Annotated in this window: 19 protein-coding genes and 5 pseudogenes; 23 read left to right on the top strand and 1 reads right to left on the bottom strand. The window is 35.9% G+C overall.

Going from position 1 to position 20199, the window contains the following annotated elements; translation table 11 throughout:
* Positions 1-210 precede the first annotated feature (210 nt).
* From JCM14822_RS22040 to JCM14822_RS15075, 11 genes are all read left to right on the top strand, one after another.
* Positions 211-567 (top strand): alpha/beta fold hydrolase, encoded by a 357-nt coding sequence (locus tag JCM14822_RS22040; RefSeq protein WP_242861526.1) that lies wholly within the window; start codon positions 211-213, stop codon positions 565-567.
* A 36-nt stretch (positions 568-603) separates the two neighbouring features.
* Complete coding sequence (locus tag JCM14822_RS22035) at positions 604-975, top strand: hypothetical protein (RefSeq protein ID WP_242861525.1); 372 nt, start codon at positions 604-606, stop codon at positions 973-975.
* 171 nt (positions 976-1146) lie between these two features.
* Positions 1147-1341, top strand: a complete 195-nt coding sequence (locus JCM14822_RS15105; RefSeq protein ID WP_054743176.1) for a DUF1659 domain-containing protein — start codon at positions 1147-1149, stop codon at positions 1339-1341.
* A gap of 50 nt (positions 1342-1391) precedes the next feature.
* Positions 1392-1625 carry a DUF2922 domain-containing protein gene (locus JCM14822_RS15100; protein WP_054743175.1) on the top strand — a complete coding sequence of 78 codons (234 nt, stop codon included), beginning with the start codon at positions 1392-1394 and terminating at the stop codon, positions 1623-1625.
* 185 nt (positions 1626-1810) lie between these two features.
* Entirely contained in the window at positions 1811-2476 is a 666-nt protein-coding gene (locus JCM14822_RS15095) for a YoaK family protein (RefSeq protein WP_054743174.1), read from the top strand.
* 455 nt (positions 2477-2931) lie between these two features.
* Complete coding sequence (locus JCM14822_RS15090; RefSeq protein ID WP_054743173.1) at positions 2932-3189, top strand: hypothetical protein; 258 nt, start codon at positions 2932-2934, stop codon at positions 3187-3189.
* Positions 3161-3388 (top strand): hypothetical protein, encoded by a 228-nt coding sequence (locus JCM14822_RS15085; protein WP_054743172.1) that lies wholly within the window; start codon positions 3161-3163, stop codon positions 3386-3388. The genes JCM14822_RS15090 and JCM14822_RS15085 overlap by 29 nt, the downstream gene beginning before the upstream one ends.
* Before the next feature lie 2 nt (positions 3389-3390).
* Positions 3391-3528 (top strand): hypothetical protein, encoded by a 138-nt coding sequence (locus JCM14822_RS20545; protein WP_157047812.1) that lies wholly within the window; start codon positions 3391-3393, stop codon positions 3526-3528.
* A 130-nt stretch (positions 3529-3658) separates the two neighbouring features.
* Positions 3659-3802 carry a hypothetical protein gene (locus tag JCM14822_RS20540; RefSeq protein WP_157047811.1) on the top strand — a complete coding sequence of 48 codons (144 nt, stop codon included), beginning with the start codon at positions 3659-3661 and terminating at the stop codon, positions 3800-3802.
* A gap of 956 nt (positions 3803-4758) precedes the next feature.
* Entirely contained in the window at positions 4759-5655 is an 897-nt protein-coding gene (locus JCM14822_RS15080) for a hypothetical protein (protein WP_054743171.1), read from the top strand.
* Positions 5652-5954 carry a hypothetical protein gene (locus JCM14822_RS15075; protein WP_054743170.1) on the top strand — a complete coding sequence of 101 codons (303 nt, stop codon included), beginning with the start codon at positions 5652-5654 and terminating at the stop codon, positions 5952-5954. Before JCM14822_RS15080 ends, JCM14822_RS15075 begins: the two co-directional genes overlap by 4 nt.
* Before the next feature lie 69 nt (positions 5955-6023).
* On the opposite strand, the gene JCM14822_RS15070 is transcribed toward JCM14822_RS15075, so the two are convergent.
* Complete coding sequence (locus JCM14822_RS15070) at positions 6024-6380, bottom strand: ArsR/SmtB family transcription factor (protein WP_242861524.1); 357 nt, start codon at positions 6378-6380, stop codon at positions 6024-6026.
* 207 nt (positions 6381-6587) lie between these two features.
* Between JCM14822_RS15070 and JCM14822_RS21015 the strand changes: the two genes are divergently transcribed.
* The 12 genes and pseudogenes from JCM14822_RS21015 (at position 6588) to purD (ending at position 20048) form a co-directional block, all read left to right on the top strand.
* On the top strand, positions 6588-6749 hold the full coding sequence (locus JCM14822_RS21015; RefSeq protein WP_172674836.1) for a hypothetical protein: 162 nt from the start codon (positions 6588-6590) through the stop codon (positions 6747-6749).
* Positions 6750-6752: 3 nt separating this feature from the next.
* Positions 6753-8177: a tetratricopeptide repeat protein gene (locus JCM14822_RS15065; protein ID WP_054743168.1), complete on the top strand. Its 1425-nt coding sequence runs from the start codon at positions 6753-6755 to the stop codon at positions 8175-8177.
* Between the two features lie 131 nt (positions 8178-8308).
* The gene (locus tag JCM14822_RS15060; RefSeq protein ID WP_054743167.1) at positions 8309-8647 is read left to right on the top strand and encodes an STAS domain-containing protein; all 339 of its coding nucleotides are present in this window, start codon (positions 8309-8311) and stop codon (positions 8645-8647) included.
* 26 nt (positions 8648-8673) lie between these two features.
* Positions 8674-9102, top strand: coding sequence for an anti-sigma F factor (spoIIAB, locus tag JCM14822_RS15055; protein WP_054743166.1), 429 nt, complete (start codon positions 8674-8676; stop codon positions 9100-9102).
* A 31-nt stretch (positions 9103-9133) separates the two neighbouring features.
* Positions 9134-9855, top strand: a pseudogene (gene sigF, locus JCM14822_RS15050) (RNA polymerase sporulation sigma factor SigF).
* Between the two features lie 472 nt (positions 9856-10327).
* A pseudogene (locus JCM14822_RS15045) lies at positions 10328-14040 on the top strand (phosphoribosylformylglycinamidine synthase).
* A gap of 18 nt (positions 14041-14058) precedes the next feature.
* Positions 14059-14547 (top strand): 5-(carboxyamino)imidazole ribonucleotide mutase, encoded by a 489-nt coding sequence (gene purE, locus JCM14822_RS15040; RefSeq protein ID WP_054743165.1) that lies wholly within the window; start codon positions 14059-14061, stop codon positions 14545-14547.
* Positions 14548-14618: 71 nt separating this feature from the next.
* Positions 14619-15324: pseudogene (gene purC / locus JCM14822_RS15035) on the top strand (phosphoribosylaminoimidazolesuccinocarboxamide synthase).
* A 15-nt stretch (positions 15325-15339) separates the two neighbouring features.
* Positions 15340-16737 carry an amidophosphoribosyltransferase gene (purF, locus tag JCM14822_RS15030; protein WP_054743164.1) on the top strand — a complete coding sequence of 466 codons (1398 nt, stop codon included), beginning with the start codon at positions 15340-15342 and terminating at the stop codon, positions 16735-16737.
* A 443-nt stretch (positions 16738-17180) separates the two neighbouring features.
* Positions 17181-18223 (top strand): annotated as a pseudogene (gene purM / locus JCM14822_RS15025) (phosphoribosylformylglycinamidine cyclo-ligase).
* Positions 18211-18707: pseudogene (gene purN / locus JCM14822_RS15020) on the top strand (phosphoribosylglycinamide formyltransferase); the annotation flags it as partial. The pseudogenes purM and purN, both read left to right, overlap by 13 nt.
* Before the next feature lie 87 nt (positions 18708-18794).
* On the top strand, positions 18795-20048 hold the full coding sequence (gene purD / locus JCM14822_RS15015; protein ID WP_054743177.1) for a phosphoribosylamine--glycine ligase: 1254 nt from the start codon (positions 18795-18797) through the stop codon (positions 20046-20048).
* Positions 20049-20199: the final 151 nt, after the last annotated feature.

Below are 20199 nucleotides of genomic sequence, written 5' to 3'. Positions count from 1 at the left end.
AAACATCTCTAAATCGTTTGCTAAAATGAGCACTGACATATGATGTCCCCCTATTTTTGTGATGTAAGAGTAAGATATCATATGATTGGAGCTTATTCTACTTGTAAATTTAACTAGCACAACTCGTTAAGATATAATAAAAATAGTAGAAATAACTGTAATGTGTAGGAAAATTGTTTTAAATGTGATTAATGAAAGAAGGTTATACAAATGACAATCCGTGAGTATGGAAGCCAAAATGAAAAGATATTAGTGTTATTACATCCAGCTATCGTATTTTGGGATTACTTTGATAAGGTCATTCCTCTCTTAGAGAAGCGGTATCATCTCATTATTCCAGCACTTCCGGGCTATGATAAGAGAAATAGGCATGAGGATTTCACATCTGCAGAGCAGATTACTAGAGACATGGCGAAATGGCTCATACATCATGGATATGATCAAATAGACCTTCTATATGGCTGCTCTATGGGAGGGGCTATTGTACTTAGAATGTTAGCAGAACAAAAGGTGAAAATCACACATGCTGTCATCGAAAGTGGCATCACACCTTATAAGCTGCCATAGATTGTAACAAGATACATCGCCATCAAAGATTATCTCATGATGCGCAGCATAAAAAGAGGTGGGTTAGTAGCAGTAAGAAAAGCCTTTCGTTCAGACACATATGGAGAAGCGGATTTAAAATATATCTATAATGTCTTCAGATTTATATCTAGGAAAACCATATGGCGCACCTTTGAATCGAGTAATAATTATAAAATACCAAGGACAGTACCTAAATACAACGGTCAGTTGCAATATTGGTTCGGAGATAGAGAAGAAAAAGCACGTAGGAGAGATTTAAAATTCGTGAAAGCAAGCTATCCTAATGTAAGATTTATCACCATGCGAAATATGGGCCATGGAGAAATGGCGAGATTAAGACCGAAGGAATTTGTAAGACGTATAGGGAGAATTGTAGAGGATCATTAGAAATATAAGCTTTAAAAGCATAAGATAAGTTGCTATAAAGAGGGACTATGAAAAGATAATTTCGTAGTCCCTCTTGTTTTATGGCCTTTTTAAAGAAGAAAAAAACTTTTATAAATTTTTAGGGAAAGTTATTTTGAGTTACATGTATAAGGTTGTAAGGAGGTGATACGAATGGCAGTCACAACAGTACTTAAAGGAATTAAGTTAGTACTTAACTTAGAAAAAGGTTCTCAAACTGTAGCTCACTGTAACGCAGCAGCTTCTAATGAAAGCTTAAATGCATTAGGTAAAGCAGTTGCAAACTTAGTAGCTTCTCCAGTAGAAACTATTGTAAAAGTGGAAGAAACAGTTCTCATTGAGGAATAATCTAAGTCAGGGAAAGAAAGTATGACAAATAAAATAAGGAGGTTATCAAAATGGCAGAAATTAAAAAGAAAAACTTAGTACTTACATTTAATACAGCAGCTGGTGGGGAGGAAAAGCTTACAATTAATACACCAAGTGAGAGCCTAACCGCAGAAGCAATAAGTGCTGCAATGGATGCAATTATTGCTTCTAAAGCTTTAGGTGAAGCACAATTAGTAACGGATAAAGCTGAAGCAAAATATGTGATCCAACAAGTTGAAAGCGTTGAGTTTAATATGAAATAAGGATTGCATACATAGGAATAAAAGTAAAAGCGTCGTAGAAATACGGCACTTTTTGCTTTGTATAAAAACTATTTGTTTATAAGACATTAGTTGACATTAAATTTCGAATAAAATAAAATACTTACATATAATCTACATAGATTATGGGGAGTGAGTTTAAATAATTTAAAAAGAAAGTGATAACAATGGATAAACATGAAAACAAAATACAGACATCGGAAACCTTCCTTTTAAGTAGTATCCTCACTTTATCAGGTGGATTTCAAGATGCCTATACATATGCTTTAAGAGATGAAGTGTTTGCTAATGCGCAAACAGGAAATGTTATATTGATGAGTCAACACTTTATGGCAGGAGAGTGGTATATAGGGCTACAGTATTTGCTGCCTATTGTTGCCTTTGCATTGGGTGTGCTCCTAGCAGAAATGATTGAACACAGTTATAAAAGATCTAAATTCCATTGGCGGCAAATCGTTGTGCTGCTGGAAGTGGTCATCCTCTTTATGGTAGGATTCATACCAACGCAGTATAATACTATGGCAACAATGCTTGTGTCATTTGCTTGTGCCATGCAGGTACAGAGCTTTCGTAAAATGCTAGGATTTACCTATGCAAGTACCATGTGTATAGGAAATCTTAGAAGTGGGACCTCTAATTTATCTGTTTATTTAAGAGATAGGAAAGTTGAGACACTCAAAAGAGCACTATGCTATTATGGGATTATTTTCATATTTGCAATAGGTGCAGTATTAGGAGGCATATGCTCTGGAATATTAGGATTAAAAGCAATATGGATATCAAGTTTATTTTTAATGCTGGCTTGTGCATTAATGGTTAAGAAATATAGATAATGTATATAGCCGCTAAAATTAAAAGGGAAAATTTAGCACGTATAGGAATTACATATGAATAAATACGGAAAGCGTCGTAGAATTACGACGCTTTTATTATGGGCAAAAAAGTATATTTAATTGAGGAGAGAATCATAACTGATAAGTTTTTCTATACAAAGGTAAGGGGTAAAAGATTACAGAACTTAAAATTATGCAAATAAGGAGGTGAGGTGTATTTCTTTATGAACTATCTGGGGTAATAATTTTCTTCACTTCTCCTGTTTGATACTTAACTATTATATTAGTAAGCTGATTATTCCAAAAGGCTAAAAATGCATGTCCGCCATCGGTTAGAGGATAGACTAATATAACAGTTCCTGAGCCTTCATCTGTATAGTGCTTGCCTAATTGTTTGATGACTTGTTCTTTAAACTTTGAGTTTATATGCTATTTGCTTAAAAGATGTTAGCTATATGCCTATGGTAGAAGGGGAGAATATTCCTATATACTCCATTCATGATGTAGATGGTATCTATTATGGTGGGAATTTAGAAGAGTATTTTGATATTGAATTTGGTCAAAAGGATCAACGAGCAATAGATTTTGAGCATCTTAGAATGATTCCGTTTGAAGAAATCAATGAATCCTTATGGATATATGAACAAGATAAAGGGGGTCCAACTTACTGGGGCACAAGAAGCTTTGGAGCAGGCGCTTATTGCACTTTATGAGGAAAAGGAGATATATCAAATCTCCGTAAAAGAATTATGTTCAAGGGCAGCTGTTGCTAGAAGTACTTTTTATACGTATTACAATGTAATTGATGATTGTTTAATAGACATTGAGAATCGCTTAATTGGTAAACTAATAGAAATGAATGAAGCACTTTTAATGGTATTAAATATCATCTTTATGAGAGAATTACTTTAAGTGTGGATGTGCGAAATAAAGAGCTTACATTAGAAATGGTTGCCACCCAGGCAATTGCCGCTTATCAGTATTGGTTAAAGAATCCTTATGATATAGAAAAGTTGATAAGAAGAACGCTTCAGGCTTATACGAATCAATAAATCAAGCTGTCAGTCTTAGAAAGGGCTGGCAGTTTTTATGTTTGGACACTTTGGATAAATGTGTCGTGTTAAGGTGAAAGTGAAGTAGTTATAATATCTATGTCAAAAAATGAATGAAGAGGGAACACATATGGAAGAGATTAAGATTAGAATATTTCACACAGGATCAGTGTATGTATCGCCTTATTTACCATTTGGAGGAGATCACTGCAATATGATCAAGGCGTCTGGGATAACGACTAAGAAGAAAAATCGTTTATGGCTGCCAGTGTGAAAATGATTAATATACCTGGCATAGTGATGGATTATGTGCAGTAAAGGTGAAAAATCAAGAGGGCAAATATGTCCTTCTATTTTCAGATGGAGGGTATGCGTCTAAGTCATGGAAAGAAATGATTGCCCTAAACACTTTTTATCTAAAATAATAGGGAATCTAAAAAGAAGAGACATATAGATAAGTGTAAGGCAAAGTTGCACAGTACAATAGCTTAATCTAAGTAATCAATATAAGCACCCATACCCCAGATGTCTAACCTATTAAAGTGGAGCTCCATCATGGCTACAGTCCTTATAGGCAGCGCAAAGAAGCTGCTGGCGTGCTATAAGACGGAGACTTACATTACACCTAAAATAATGAAAAACAAAGATTAAGATCAGAGCCTTAAAGGGATTGTTCATGGTACCCGCAATGACTTTAAGGAGCCCCTCCTTTGAGCCTTAAACTTTTATAGAGACAGATGATGATAAAAGAAGTGTATAATCTTAAGTCTGAACTTATTAAAAGCTGAGGGGCTAAGGTAGGTGGGGCTGAAGGTGTGCGTTTCTGGCAGTTAAGTAACCTATAAGAGTTTGAGTTTTCAAGGCTGATAAAGGTGGGTAGCGAAGAAGTAGTTCCAGTAAGCAGATGCTTAATTGGAACTGCTTCTTTTTGTATTTTATGGAAAATTGTGATTTAATAGGGAAGTAGGTAAGAATCATTTGTTAACAAATCAAAATTTTAATGTATAAAAACATATAATTTTAAGGTATAAAAATACATATTATGCAATGTAAAATGTTAATTGAAGCTAATAGGGTGAACATTATAAGCATTTAGCATATAATTGTTATGATATTAGATAAGGGCATAATGATGACTGATATTTTGATTAAGGGGATATAAACAACAAAATGATAGAGGGATTGGGTTTATAAAATACTAATGTTAACAATTAATTTGGAGGGGAACTAATGAGGAAGATCAGATTGTGTTTGAAATTAATTTTAGCTTGCATATTATTATTGGGGCAGTGTGTTTATGCTAGTTCGCAGCCGCCGAAGGTGGCAGATGTTGCGTCTACTATAACCTTTAAGGAGAATGATAAGATAGAAGTTTTATCTGAAGTACTAGATATCAAAATGCATGGTGCACAAGCAGAGCTTGTGGCGACTTATAAATTGCAAAATGTTACAGATGAGGATGTAACATCCTATGCGATGTTTTTAGCACCTAATACGAAAGAAAGTTTAGTAAAGGTTAAGCTGCGAGGGAGAGAGACTCCTTTTGTTGTGACGAATTATATCTTGAACTATGATTCAACTATTGAAAGACAGGATTGGAAGTATACTATATTTACCAAGGGTGATACAACAGGTGTGAGTGAGAAACAGCGTGTGGATGCTGTAAGTTTTGAAATGAATTTTGTGCCTCATGAAGCTTATGAAGTCGTTGTTTTTTATCGTTATAACTTAGGGGGGTATCCTGAAGGGAGACGTAATCAGAAAACTGGGGAATTAAATTATTATCTTATACCAGCTTCTGTATGGAAGAACTTTGCTGATTTAACAATCAATCTATATTTAGATGACGAAATGCCAATCATCAAAAGTAGTAATGTGCATTTTAAGAGGGTGAAGAAGCACACTTATCAATATGTATCAGATAAGATGCCTAAAGACAATTTAGAAATAGTACTTGATGAAAGATTATATCAAAACATTCGTGGAACATTAAGAACACCTGTGCTTTCTACAAATCTATTTATACTCATTCCATTTATTTTGCTTATGTTTGCTTTAAGTAGTTTAGTTAATTGGTGTGAAAATAAATTCAAAAAGCAAACTAGAGATGAAGGAAGATGGGAATGATGAAGCGTCATAAGTCAGATGAGGAGATTCAAAGGGAGTATTCAAAGATTATACTGCAATATAGTAAGCATATTTTATTCATACCAGTATTAGTCATCTTGTTTATAATAGGTGCAGCAACGGATAAATGGTGGATTTTTCAAATAGGTGTCGTACCCATTTTAGTATATTTTGGATGGTTTAATCTCGTTGTATATAGATGTCCAAATTGTGGACACCGTTTGGGAAAATATCAGATGTATAATGGCAAGTGTAACTGGTGTCATGCGGATTTCTTTAGAAAAGATATGAAGCATTAAAAAGTAAGTTTAAAAAGGTGCTATGATATGCGTTTATAAGTAGACGTATATCATAGCACCTTTTGCGTTTTATTCATTAACATGTTCGAGTCCTGTGTAAAGGATGGCATTGACATGTGAATCGGCTAATGAGTAGTAAACTACTTTACCTTCTTTGCGTGGTGTAACCAGATTATAAGCCTTTAAGACACGTAATTGATGGGAAATGGCTGAGTGTGTCATGCCGAGACATGCGGCTAAGTCACAGACACACATTTCAGTAGTGCCTAATGCACTGAGTAATTTCACGCGGGTTGGGTCACCAAATATTTTAAAAAGGTCAGCAAGACTAGATGCTAACTCATTGTTAATCATAGCGTCAGAAGCTTTCTTAACGAGATCTTCGTGAATGATTGTACAAGAACAATCGTCAATTTTTGTAGCCAATAGAGCCACCTCTTTCTGTAGTTCATATGATAATTAGCGTACAATCTTTTTGGGAAAGTGTCAAGTCGTAGAAGGTACTAAACAGATATACAAGTAAATGGTTAGTAAAAGTAGAAGAACAAGCTATTTTTTTAGATGTATTGTGTTATGATTGTGATGAATAAGTGGAAAAATAAATAAATTCAGAAAAAACAAGGAGAGGTATCTATGTTAGATTTTGATAGGGAGTTAGAGAAATTTAAACCAATGATGGATATTGAACATATAGAAGAACAGTTAGAGAATGAAACTCTTGAAGATATGATAGATGTACTTAAAAGTTTTGGGAATAGTTTAAATGATACCCATAGCTCAAGAAAAGAGGGATAAATCATGGTAGAGGTATGTCCATATTGCGGCGGCCCACTAACCTATGAGGACGAATGTAGGAAGTGTGGCAAACCAGTGGCTTGGGCCAAGAAATGTTATTTAAAAAGTGAAGCTTATTACATACAAGGTTTCAAGGCAGCTAAGCTTAGAAACTTAACGAATGCAAAGGAATTATTAAGACAGGCAATTTATTTTAATAAGTATCATATAGAGGCGCGTAATTTACTAGGGCTTATTCATTATGAAATGGGAGAGATGGGACTTGCACTTAAATCATGGATTTTGAGTACTTCCCTTAAAAAAGAAAATAATATTGCTTCAGATTATATTGCTAGAGTACAAAAAGATCCTAGAGCATTAGAACGCTATACAGATGCCTCTAATCTTTATAATAAGGCTTTAAATTATTTAAATGATGGCAATGAAGACGTGGCTACGATTAGACTTAAGAAAGCTGTAGGCATTCAGCCTAATTTAATTGAAGCCAGAATATTATTAGGTTTATGTTATATTAAGTCGAATCAAATCAGAAAGGCAAAGGAACAATTAGAAGAGGTACTCAATATTGACCATCACAATACGAGAGCTTTAGCCTACTTAAGTGAAATCAAAGATAAACAAGTGGAAGAAATCATGCCATTTGAAAAGGAATATGGGGCAAAGAAACAAGCAGGCAAAGCCTTTGATTTAAATCGTAATAAGCTGATTTTAGGAGGCGCTTTATGCTTCTTGGTAGGGCTCATCGTTATGGCGATTATACCAAGACCATCTGTGAATATTCAAAGTTATAAAAAGCAGATTGCTAAACTTGAAAATGAAAATAAAGAGTTAAATACGGCTATGGACACTTTGAAACTTGAAAATGAGAAAGAATTAAATGATTTAAAAGCAGAAAATAAGAAGTTAGAATCTGATAATGCAGTTTATACAGGTGGTACCAATGAGGTAGGTAATGCTCAAGGCTTAAATCAAGAGGGTGCATTGGGAACAGGTATGACGCAGCAAGATAGTCAGGAGAAACTTGCAGAATGTGAAAGCTTGATATCTCAAGGGGAATATGAAGAAGCAGCAGCCATGCTTTATAGCATAGGGGCGGAAGGTGCAATGGGTGCAGATTTCACTAAGTACACAGAATTGAAACAAACCGCTTATGCAAAAGCAGCAGAAAGCCTATGTAATAAGGGATACAATGACCTTCATAATGAAAATTTCTCTGAAGCGAAGACAAGTCTAGATGTAGCCTTATCTTATGCGACAGATGAGGATTATAATAAGAAGCGTATACTTTATTATTTAGGTAAGACTGAAGTAGGCTTAGGGGATACCATGAATGCCAGAACGCACTTTGATGCAGTTATTGAAAATTATCCAGAAACTGAAGAAGCTCAGTGGTCTAGGTATGCACTTAATGACATTGAGTCAAATTAATCAAACAAACTGGAAATAAAATTATTATCAGTAAAATTATGGAATTTTATTGACAAATATTAGGAAAAGGGCTATTCTAAATTATATTTTAAATATTAAATGATATTTTTGATATAAGGAGGGATAGCCTTTTGAACGTAGAATATTTTACACAAGATAAAACGCTTATTGTTTGTATAGGCGGAGAGATAGATCATCATACATGTAAGCTTGTAAAAGATGATATAGAGAGAGCTTACAGCAAAGGCAGCTATAAACATATGCTCTTTGATTTTGAATATGTAGAGTTCATGGATAGCTCTGGCATTGGCCTTTTAATGGGACGTGTAAAGAGCGCAGCTTTATTAGGTGGACAAGTGGGGCTTTATAACGCATCACCTAAGGTAGAGCGCTTACTCAGCATGTCTGGGATTACCAAAATCGTGCATGTGTATAAAAATAAATTACAAGCACTTAAAGCGTTAACTTAAGCTTGAAGCAAGGGGGATTAATATAGATGCTAAAGAAAAATGAAATGGAGATACAATTTGCAAGTCAATCAGTGAATGAGGGACTGGCGCGAACAGCCGTATCGGCCTTCTTTTCACAACTGGACCCAACGGTGGAGACTTTATATGATATTAAGATGGCGGTTTCAGAGGCTGTAACTAATTGTATTATTCATGCTTATGAGGGAAATGGCGAAGGAAAGATTACGATTAAATGTGCTTATGAAGATGACACGATTAGCGTAGAGATTATTGATCAGGGAAAAGGCATTGCTGATGTAGAAGAAGCCATGACTGCCTTATATACAACTTCAGATGATGAAGACCGTGCAGGCCTTGGTTTCACCGTGATGCAGTCCATGATGGATGAAGTATTTGTAGAATCTAAAGTAGGTGAGGGAACTAGCGTAAAAATGAAAAAATCTCTTGGAAACTAGGGGAGAAGCGAGAGAGAAGGTGGGAAAGAGGATGGATCATACCCTTGAATTAATTAAAAGAGCTCAAAGTGGTGATGATGGTGCAAGGGAAATACTTGTACAGGAAAACATGGGACTTGTATGGAGTTTAGTTCGTAGGTTTGTGGGGCGTGGCTATGATATGGAAGATTTATTTCAAATAGGCAGTATAGGGCTTCTCAAAAGCATTGAGAAATTTGACTTAAGCTTTAATGTGAAGTTTTCAACCTATGCAGTCCCCATGATTGTGGGAGAGATTAAGCGTTTTTTAAGAGACGATGGCATAATTAAGGTCAGCCGTTCTTTGAAGGAGACAGCTTATAAAGTCCGCATGATTAAGGAAGAACTGATGAAGGAGTACAATAGGGAGCCGACCATTAGTGAAATCGCAGCAGGCTTGGATTTAGAAGTAGAAGAAGTGGCATTGGCCCTAGAATCCAATGCAGAGGTTGAATCTTTAAATGCCATTATTTATCAAGGTGATGGCAAGCCGATTACTTTGTCAGAGAAGCTCAATGAGTCGCCGTCTGAGCAGAGTAACGTGGTGGACAAGATTGTTTTAGGAGAGCTGATTGAAAGGCTGCTACCCTTGAACGGGAGATTATTAGCATGCGGTACTTTGAAGATCAGACTCAGACCGAGATCGCTAAGGCACTAGATATTTCACAGGTTCAAGTGTCCCGTATTGAGAAACGTATTCTCAAGAAACTGAAATTAATGCTTGATAATGAATAACATAATAAAGTGAGTGGAAATATGACGCGTAATATTGCATATAATCACATGTATCCTTTTAGTTAAAAAACTTGGGTGATACATGTGATTTTTTATGAGAAAATTTACGTAAACAAGTTGTAATTTTATGGGGGAGAAAGTATAATATTCTATAAAAATGAGATGTACTTTACAATATTTTAAAAAATTAAGTAAAAAATACACAAAAAATGTATTAATTCATCAAAAGTTTTATACATAAAACACATAGGAGATGGACAATGTTCGGGGAAAAGGCTGATTATCCTGTGTATAAAAAGGATAAAATAGTAAAAAAACATAAAAAATAGGTTATTTACATAGTTTCACTTTAAATAACCGAACTATATTTACTTGACTAAAATTAATGTTCGAATTTTTGTTGACGTTGAATACCTATTGTGTTAATCTTAGAATAGCTAAAACAGGTAATACTTATGAAAGGGGAACCACAATGAGTGTTTTCAGAGTGTATGTAGAAAAGAGAAAAGGTTTTGATGTAGAAGTTAAACGTATGAAGAAGGAGCTTAAAGAGTTCTTACATATTGAAAATGTAAATGATTTAAGAATTTTAAATCGCTACGATATCGAATATGTAAACGAAGCAGCTTATAAAAAAGCATTAAATACTATTTTCTCTGAACCACAGTCAGATGTTTTATTTGAGGAAGATGTAGAGAAGAGTGGCAACTTTACTTTTGCCGTAAGCTTTTTAAGAGGACAATATGATCAAAGAGCTGATTCATGTGTACAATGTATTCGTACAATTGACAGCACACTTAATCCTATTGTTAAAACAGCTAAAGTGTATATGCTTGAAGGAGAATTTACAGAAGCTGAAAAAGAAAAAATCAAAAAAAGCGTTATTAACCCAGTAGAATCAGAAGAAGTAAGCCTTGAAAAAGTAGATAGCTTAGATATGACTTATCCAGTACCAGAGGATGTAAAAGTTCTTGAAGGTTTCATTGATATGGATGAAGTAGCACTTGAAGCTTTTAGAAAAAAAGAAGGTCTTGCAATGAGTCTTGAAGACTTAGCTTACTTCCAAAATTACTTCAAAAGTGAAAATAGAAATCCAAGTTACACAGAATTAAAAGTGGTAGATACATATTGGTCTGATCACTGTAGACATACAACATTTATGACAGAGCTTATAGATATTGAAGTAGAGGACGGCAAATTTGCAGAGCCTATCAAAGAAGCTTTAGAAGGCTACTATAGTATGCGTGAAGAACTCGGACGCACACATAAAAAAGTATGTCTCATGGATATGGCAACAGTCATTGTGAAATATTTAAAAGAACAAGGCAAACTTAAAGAACTAGTAGAATCAGAAGAAATCAATGCTTGTACAATTGAAGAATCAATTGATGTAAGTGGTAAAAAAGAAGATTATTTAATTCTCTTCAAAAATGAAACACATAACCACCCTACAGAAATCGAACCATTTGGTGGGGCAGCAACTTGCCTTGGTGGTGCGATTCGTGACCCACTTTCAGGAAGAAGTTACGTATATCAAGCAATGCGTGTCACAGGAGCAGCAGATCCTAATGAAGCTATCGAAAATACTATTCCAGGTAAGCTTCCACAACGTGTTATCACAAAAACAGCTGCAAATGGTTATAGTTCATATGGTAACCAAATCGGACTTGCAACTGGTGAAGTTAAAGAATACTATCACGAAGGTTATAAAGCAAAACGTTTAGAAGTAGGTGCTGTAGTTGGTGCAGTTAAGAAATCTAGCGTAAAACGTGAAGAACCAGTAGCTGGTGACGTGATCTTACTTTTAGGTGGTGCTACAGGACGCGATGGTTGTGGTGGTGCAACAGGTTCATCTAAAGAACATACAGAAGAATCACTTCAAACATGTGGTAGTGAAGTACAAAAAGGTAATCCAGTAGAAGAAAGAAAACTTCAAAGATTATTTAGAAACCCAGAGTTCTCTAAACGTATCAAACGTTGTAATGACTTCGGTGCTGGTGGTGTCTGCGTAGCAATCGGTGAAATCGCAAAAGGACTTCGCATTAACCTTGACATGGTACCTGTTAAATACATGGGACTTGATGCAACTGAGCTTGCAATCTCTGAATCTCAAGAAAGAATGGCAATTGCTATTGCAAAAGAAGATTTAGAAGAAATGATTACTCTTGCAAACAAAGAAAACTTAAGTGCTGTATGTGTAGCAGAAGTTACAGCCGAAGAAGAATTAGTGATGACATGGCGAGGAAAAGAAGTTGTTCATATTAATAGAAACTTCTTAGATAGTGCAGGGGTAACTCAACAAAGAGTCGCTAAAGTAGCAGCACCAGTATTAGAATCATGTACAGTAAGCTTAACTAAAGAAAGCATCTTAGCGAACTTAAAAGACTTAAACGTAGGTCTTCAAAAAGGTTTAGGTATGCAATTCGATGGTACAATCGGTGCAGCTTCAGTACTTATGCCATATGGTGGTAAAAACCAATTAACAAAAGAAGTTGGTATGGTTGCTAAAATTCCTGTACTTGAAGGTGAAACAACAGCAGCAACATATATGACACATGGTTTCGATCCATACCTTTCAGAAAAATCTCCATTCCATGGTGCAATGTATGCAGTGGTTGAAAGTATTGCAAAACTTGTAGCACTTGGTGCAGATTATACAAAAACATATCTTTCATTCCAAGAATACTTCGAAAGAATGGGAGATGCACATAGTTGGGGTAAACCAGTCGCAGCACTTCTCGGAGCACTTACAGCTCAAAAACAACTTGGTCTTGCAGCAATTGGTGGTAAAGATAGTATGTCTGGTACATTTGAAAACATCAGCGTACCTCCAACACTTATTTCATTCACATGTAACGTAGGTGATGCAAGTGAATGTGTAAGCGGTAGCTTCAAAGAAGCTGGTAATAAATTAGTTTATATCAGCATTCCAAAAGATGACAAGTTCATGCCAGACTTCGAAAAAATGCATGAAGCATATGCAAATGTTTATGCACTTGTCAAAGAAGGAAAAGTAAGAAGTAGTTATGCAATCGGTAAAGGCGGCATCGTAGCAGCACTTAGCCAAATGGCAATCGGTAATAATATCGGTGCAAATGCTAACTTCGATATGGCACCATTTGAAGCAAACTATGGTGACTTAATCCTTGAAGTTTCAGCTGATACAGCAGCAGCTCTTCCAAATGATATCTACACTGTAGTAGGTGAAACAGTAAAAGAAGAAACACTTACTGTAAATGGTATTACATTAAACTTAGACGAAATAGCAAGCACAATGCTTTCAATCGTTGAAAAAGTATTCGTACCAAAAGTAGATTGCGAAGACAAAGCAGTAGATGCCACATTTAATGGTGAACGTAAAATCTATGTAGCTAAAAACAAAATTGCACAGCCAGAAGTTATGATTCCAGTATTTCCTGGTACAAACTGTGAACTTGATACAAGACGTGTCTTCGAAAAAGCTGGTGCAAAAGTAAATGAAGTACTCTTCGTAAATCGTACAAACAGTGAAATCGAAGATTCTATCGAAAGATATACAAAGGTATTCAAAATGCTCAAATCATCGCATTCCCAGGTGGTTTCTCAGCAGGGGATGAACCAGATGGTAGTGGTAAATTCATCGCTTCAGTATTTAGAAGTGAAAAACTTAAAGCTGCAATCCATGAACACTTATATACACAAGATGGTTTAATGCTTGGTATTTGTAATGGATTCCAAGTACTCGTAAAACTTGGTTTATTACCATATGGTGAAATCAGAGATATGGATGCTGCTTGCCCAACTCTTACTTACAATATAATAGGTAAACATATTTCACTTATGGCTAAAACAAAGATTACAAGTGTGCAATCTCCATGGCTTAATGGCGTAAACCTTGGTGAAATCTATGAAATTCCATTATCTCATGGTGAAGGACGTTTCGTAGCTCCTGAAAATGTATTAAAAGAACTTATCGCTAAAGGGCAAGTATTTAGCCAATATGTAGATGAAAATGGATGCGTAAGCAGTGATGGTAATGTCAATGTAAATGGTAGTATGCATAATATCGAAGGTATCGTATCTCTTGATGGACGTATCATCGGTAAAATGGGACATAGTGAACGTATTGGTCAGTTTGTTCACAAAAATATTCCAGGTCTTAAAGATCAAAAAATCTTTGAATCTGGAGTAAACTACTTCAAATAATTAGTATGGAGGCGTTTTATGAAAATCGCATTTGTTATGGGAAGTGACTCGGATCTTCCTGTAGTAGAAAAAGGTATTAACATGGTTAAAAAGTTCGGTGTAGAGGTAGAGGTTCGTGTAATCTCTGCCCACAGAACACCAGCAGCTGCTGAAGAATTTGCTAAAACAGCAGAATCTAGAGGCGTTGGTGTTATTGTGGCAGCAGCAGGTAAAGCAGCGCACCTTGGCGGCGTAATCGCAGCTTACACAACACTTCCTGTTATTGGACTTCCAATTAAATCAAGTACACTTGATGGTCTTGATTCACTTCTATCTATTGTTCAAATGCCACCAGGTATCCCAGTAGCAACTGTAGGAATTGATGGCGCAGAAAATGCAGGGATTTTAGCTGTACAAATGTTAGCAATTTCTAATCCTGAGCTTAAAGAAAGACTTAAAGCTTATAAAGTAGAAATGGCTGAAAAAGTAGCTGCTAAAGATGCTGCTGTAAGTCAAAAATTTATGTAGTAACAGATTTAAATAGGTATTAAATTAGTTATTTAATTGAAATATATAGCTAAATTATGGAGGGAATTATCGTGGAAAAAACAGAATTATTATATGAAGGAAAAGCAAAAAAAAGTTTACAGAACAGAAGATCCTAAATACTACATCGTAAGCTACAAAGATGATGCTACAGCTTTCAATGGTGAGAAAAAAGGTACTATCGTAGGTAAAGGTGTTGTGAACAATCGTATGAGTAATATTATGTGTAAAATGCTTGAAGAAAATGGTATTGAAACACATTTAGTAGAAGAACTTAATGATAGAGATACAGTTGTTAAAGCTGTAGAAATCGTACCACTTGAAGTAATCGTTCGTAACGTAGCTGCTGGTTCATTCTCTAAACGTTTTGGTATCGAAGAAGGGACAGTACTTAAAAACCCAACTATCGAATTCTGTTTAAAAGATGATGCACTTGGCGATCCAATGATCAATGACTATCATATTTTAGCACTTGGTATTGCGACAGAAGAAGAGCTTAAAACAATGACAGAAATGACATTCAAAATTAATGAACTTCTTAAAGCTTACTTCGAAAAAATCGGTGTTAAATTAATCGACTTCAAAATCGAACTTGGCCGCGTAGATGGCAAAATCATTTTAGCTGATGAAATTTCTCCTGATACATGCCGTTTCTGGGATGCTGAAACAAACAAAAAATTAGATAAAGACCGTTTCAGAAGAGACCTTGGTGGTGTTGAAGAAGTTTACCAAGAAATGCTTAAAAGAGTAACTAAATAGGAGATGGAGAAATAAATGAAATTTTTACAAGATGATTCTTTACATGAAGAGTGTGGTGTAATCGGAATTTATCGTGAAGATAAAAATGCAGCACGCATGGCATATTACGGATTATTTGCACTTCAGCACAGAGGGCAAGAATGTGCTGGTATTGCAGTGAATAATAAAGGTGACATTGAAGTTAAAAAAGGTATGGGTCTTGTCGCTGATGTGTTTGATGAGAAGTCTTTAAATGAACTTCAAGGAAATATTGCTATTGGTCACGTACGTTATTCAACAGCTGGTGATAAAGATGTTAGAAATGCACAGCCACTTGTAGCGAAATACAAACGCGGTGATATTGGTCTTGCGCATAACGGGAACTTAGTAAATGCAGATAATATTCGTGAAATCCTTGAAGATAGTGGTGTCATCTTTCATTCTACAACAGACACAGAATCTATTTTAAATCTTATTGCAAGATATAGTAACAAAGGCATTGAAACAGGTATCAAAAATACAATGAGCCTTGTAAAAGGTGCTTATGCCTTAGTTCTTACAACAGGTACAGACCTTATCGGAATCAGAGATCCACATGGTCTTAGACCTCTTTGCATTGGAAAACTTGCAGATGGGTATGTGTTAGCTTCTGAAAGCTGCGCCCTTGAAGTAATGGATGCAGAGTTTGTAAGAGACGTAGCACCTGGTGAAATTGTTGTAATTAATGAAGAAGGTATCAGAAGCATTGAACCAGCTAACTATTGCCAAAAACACTTATGTGTATTTGAACATATTTATTTTGCAAGAACAGATAGTACAATTGATGGAGATAATGTATATGATTTCCGTGTAAACACTGGACGTCTTCTTGCAAAACAAAGAAAAATAGAAGCAGATATGGTCATGGCTGTACCAGACTCAGGTATTCCAGCAGCAATTGGTTACTCAAAAGAATCAGGTATCCCTTATGGGGAAGGTCTTGTAAAAAATAGATATATCGGACGCACATTTATCCAACCTACACAAGAGATGAGAGAAAATGCAGTTAAAATCAAACTTTCACCTCTTAAACAAAACTTACAAGGTAAACGTGTCATTATGATTGACGACTCTATCGTAAGAGGGACAACTTGTAAACGTATTGTAGAACAAATCAAAAAAGCAGGAGCAGCAGAAGTACATGTATGTATCACTTCACCTCCTGTAAAATACTCATGCTACTTCGGAATAGATACACCATATAGGCAGTATCTTATCGGTGCACAAAAAACAGTAGATGAAATCTGTGATTGGCTTGGAGCTGACTCACTTACATACTTAGGAGAAGAAGAACTCCGTGAAGCATGCGGCTTCAAAGATCAGTTTTGTAAAGCTTGCTTCGATGGCAAATATCCAATGGAAGTGCCTATAACAATGGCACCTGAAGAGGAATAACTTGCAAGAATGGGTAAGGAGATTGTGAGTGAGACTCGCCTACACCTTCCGTTCGTTAAGAAAGTCTAAGCTCATTCTCCCTCACAATTTCCTTACCACTTACAAGTGACCTCTTGCTGGAACGAGAAAAGCGAATGTTTTGTGCTTGCTAAAGTGAATATTTCCTGTTTGATTGAGAAGTGAATGTTCAGTATTTGTAGTGGGCAGTGAATGTTTTATGATTACTGAAGTTAATGTTTCCTTCTTGAAAAAAGTTAATGCTTTCTGCTTGAATAGGAAGGAAATTGTAAGATCTCTGTGGGCTATGAGTAGATGGTGATTACAGAGAGGGAGAGAGTGTGTGTGTTCGAATAGGTTTTAGGTATAAATTTGAAAATATAAAATCAGATATGTATAAGGCCAGGGGTTTTGGCTTTGTGGTTTGAGAGAATGAGGAGGAAACTATGTCTAATACAAAGATTACTTATAAAGATGCGGGTGTGGATGTACACCGCGGATATGAAGCAGTTGCTCAGATGAAGGAACATGTTAAATCTACTTTTATTCCTGGAGTTTTAACTGATATCGGAAGTTTTGGTGGGGCATTTTCTTTAGGTGCTTTTGCTGGGATGAAGGAGCCAGTACTTGTGTCTGGAACTGATGGTGTAGGGACTAAACTTAAACTTGCATTTGAGATGAATAAACATGACACAATTGGTATTGATGCAGTAGCTATGTGTGTAAATGACATTATTTGTGGTGGGGCAGAGCTTTATTCTTCTTAGATTATATTGCTACAGGACGCATTGCGCCTGAACATATTGCAAATATCGTAAAAGGTGTAACAGATGGATGTAAAGAAAGTGAATGTGCATTAGTTGGTGGAGAAACAGCTGAAATGCCAGGATTTTATCCAGATGGTGAATATGATGTGGCTGGTTTCGCAGTAGGGATTGTAGACCGCTGTGATATGATTGATGGCAGCACAATCAAAGCTGGAGATACAATCATTGGTCTTCCATCAACAGGGGTACATAGTAATGGGTACTCACTTGTTAGAAAATTAGTAGAAGTAGCAGGCGTTAAACTTGATGAATATAGCGAAGAACTTGGCGAAACATATGGTGAAGCTTTACTTAAACCAACTAAACTTTATGTAAAAGCCGTTAAAGCAGCTAAAAAAGCAGCTACAATCAAAGGTATCGCACATATCACAGGTGGTGGTTTCATTGAAAACGTACCTAGAACACTTCCAGAAGGTGTAGATGCTAAAATCAATTTAAAAGCTATTAAGAAACCTGCTGTATATAAATTCTTAGAAGAAACTTCTAAACTTGATGTAAATGAACTTTACAATACATTTAACATGGGTATTGGTATGATGCTTGTAGTAGATAGCGCTGATAGCGACAAAGTACTTGCAGCACTTAAAGAAATCGGTGAACCAGCAAGCGTAATCGGTGAAATCGTACCAGGTAACAAGGGTGTGATCTTATGTCAGGACTAAGACTTGGTGTTTTAGTATCAGGCGGTGGTACAAATTTACAAAGTATCATTGATGCTACAGAAAATGGTACTTTGCAAAGTAAAGTTGTATGTGTCCTTTCTAATAAAAAGGATGCATACGGCCTTGAACGTGCTAGAAAACACAATATTCCTGATTACTTTGTAGACCCTAAAGAACCAGAATATAACGCAAACATCTTAAGTATCTTACTTGAACAAAAAGTAGATTTAGTCGTTTGTGCAGGGTATCTTAAAATCATTGATCAAACACTTTTAGATGCTTATGGTGGACGTATTATTAATATTCACCCATCACTCTTACCTAAGTTTGGTGGTATGGGTTGCTATGGTATTCATGTACATGAAAAGTTATTGCAGCTGGCGAAAAGGAAAGCGGCGCAACTGTTCATTATATTGATGCTGGCGTAGATACAGGGAAAATCATTCTTCAAAAGAAACTTGATGTATTACCAGAGGATACACCAGAGAGCTTACAACAACGTATTTTAAATCAAATTGAACACCACATTTTCGTGGAAGCTATTCAAAAATTAGAAGGGAGTCAAATTCCTATGAAAATTTTAGTTGTTGGAAATGGCGGAAGAGAATCTGCTATTGCCCATACTGTTAAGAGATTCCATAATGATGCCGAGATTTTTGTGGCACCAGGAAATGGCGGAACTGAAGAAGCATTTACAAACGTTGCGATTAGCGCAAGTAATATCGATGCTTTAGCAGAGTTTGCAAAAAAAGAAAACATTGATTTAACAATTGTTGGTCCTGAAGTACCATTAGTAATGGGAATCGTAGATAAATTTAATAGCTTAGGCCTTAGAGCATTTGGTCCTAACAAAGAATGCGCAGAATTTGAAGGCAGTAAACGTTTTACAAAAGAATTCTTAATGCGTAATGACATTCCTACTGCCAAATACGCAAGCTTTACAAAAGAGCAAGTGGAAGAATGCGTTGCAGCTATGAAAACATTTAACTTACCAGTTGTCGTAAAAGCGGACGGACTTGCAGCTGGTAAAGGGGTACTCATTTGCGAAAGCTACGAAGATGCAGAAGAAGGCATCCGTGAAATCTTCTCAGGCAAATTCGAAGGTGCTGGAGACGTCATCGTTCTTGAAGAGTTCCTTACAGGTATCGAAGCTTCCCTTCTTTGCTTCGTAGATGGCAAAACAATCGTACCTATGGAAACAGCTAGAGATTACAAACGTGCTTTAGATAATGACAAAGGTTTAAACACAGGTGGTATGGGTGGCTTCTCACCAAACCCAATCATCACACCAGCTGTTAAAGCCAATATCGAAAGCCGTATTTTAAAACCAATCATTGATGGTTTCCAAAAAGAAAAATTAGATTTCAAAGGTGTATTATTCATCGGTCTTATGATTGAAGGAAATGATCCTAAAGTCCTAGAATTCAACGTACGTTTCGGTGACCCTGAAACACAAAGTGTCCTTCCAAGACTTCAAACAGACCTTGTAGAAATCATGAATGCATGTATTGATGGACGCCTTGCTGATGTCAATATTAAGTGGGATGCAAGACAAAGTATGACACTGGTCCTTGCTAGCCAAGGTTACCCAGAATCATCTCACAAAGGGGATATCATTACAGGCCTTGATACATTAAACCAAGAAACATACCTCTTCCACGCAGGAACTAAAAAAGTAGATGGCACGATCCAAACAGACGGCGGAAGAGTACTGGCCATCACAAGCCTTGCAGATACATTAGAAGAAGCAAGAGCAAAAACATATGCCGAAGCTAAGAAAGTAAGCTTCGATGGTATGCAATATAGAACAGATGTTGCTAAATAATGGAATAAAAATATTTTTCTGCTATCAGATTTATTTGATGGCAGTTTTTTTATGCCACTTTATTATAATTAGGGTGGCTTTTTTCATGCTTATTGATATGAAATCTGGTATATCTTGGTTGTTTGTACATAATTAGTATTATAACGAGTTG

It is taken from the genome of Cellulosilyticum ruminicola JCM 14822, from assembly GCF_001311925.1.
Lineage (GTDB): Bacteria > Bacillota > Clostridia > Lachnospirales > Cellulosilyticaceae > Cellulosilyticum > Cellulosilyticum ruminicola.
Note: the sequence above shows the minus strand (reverse complement) of the source record. Positions and strands in the feature narration are given on the sequence as shown.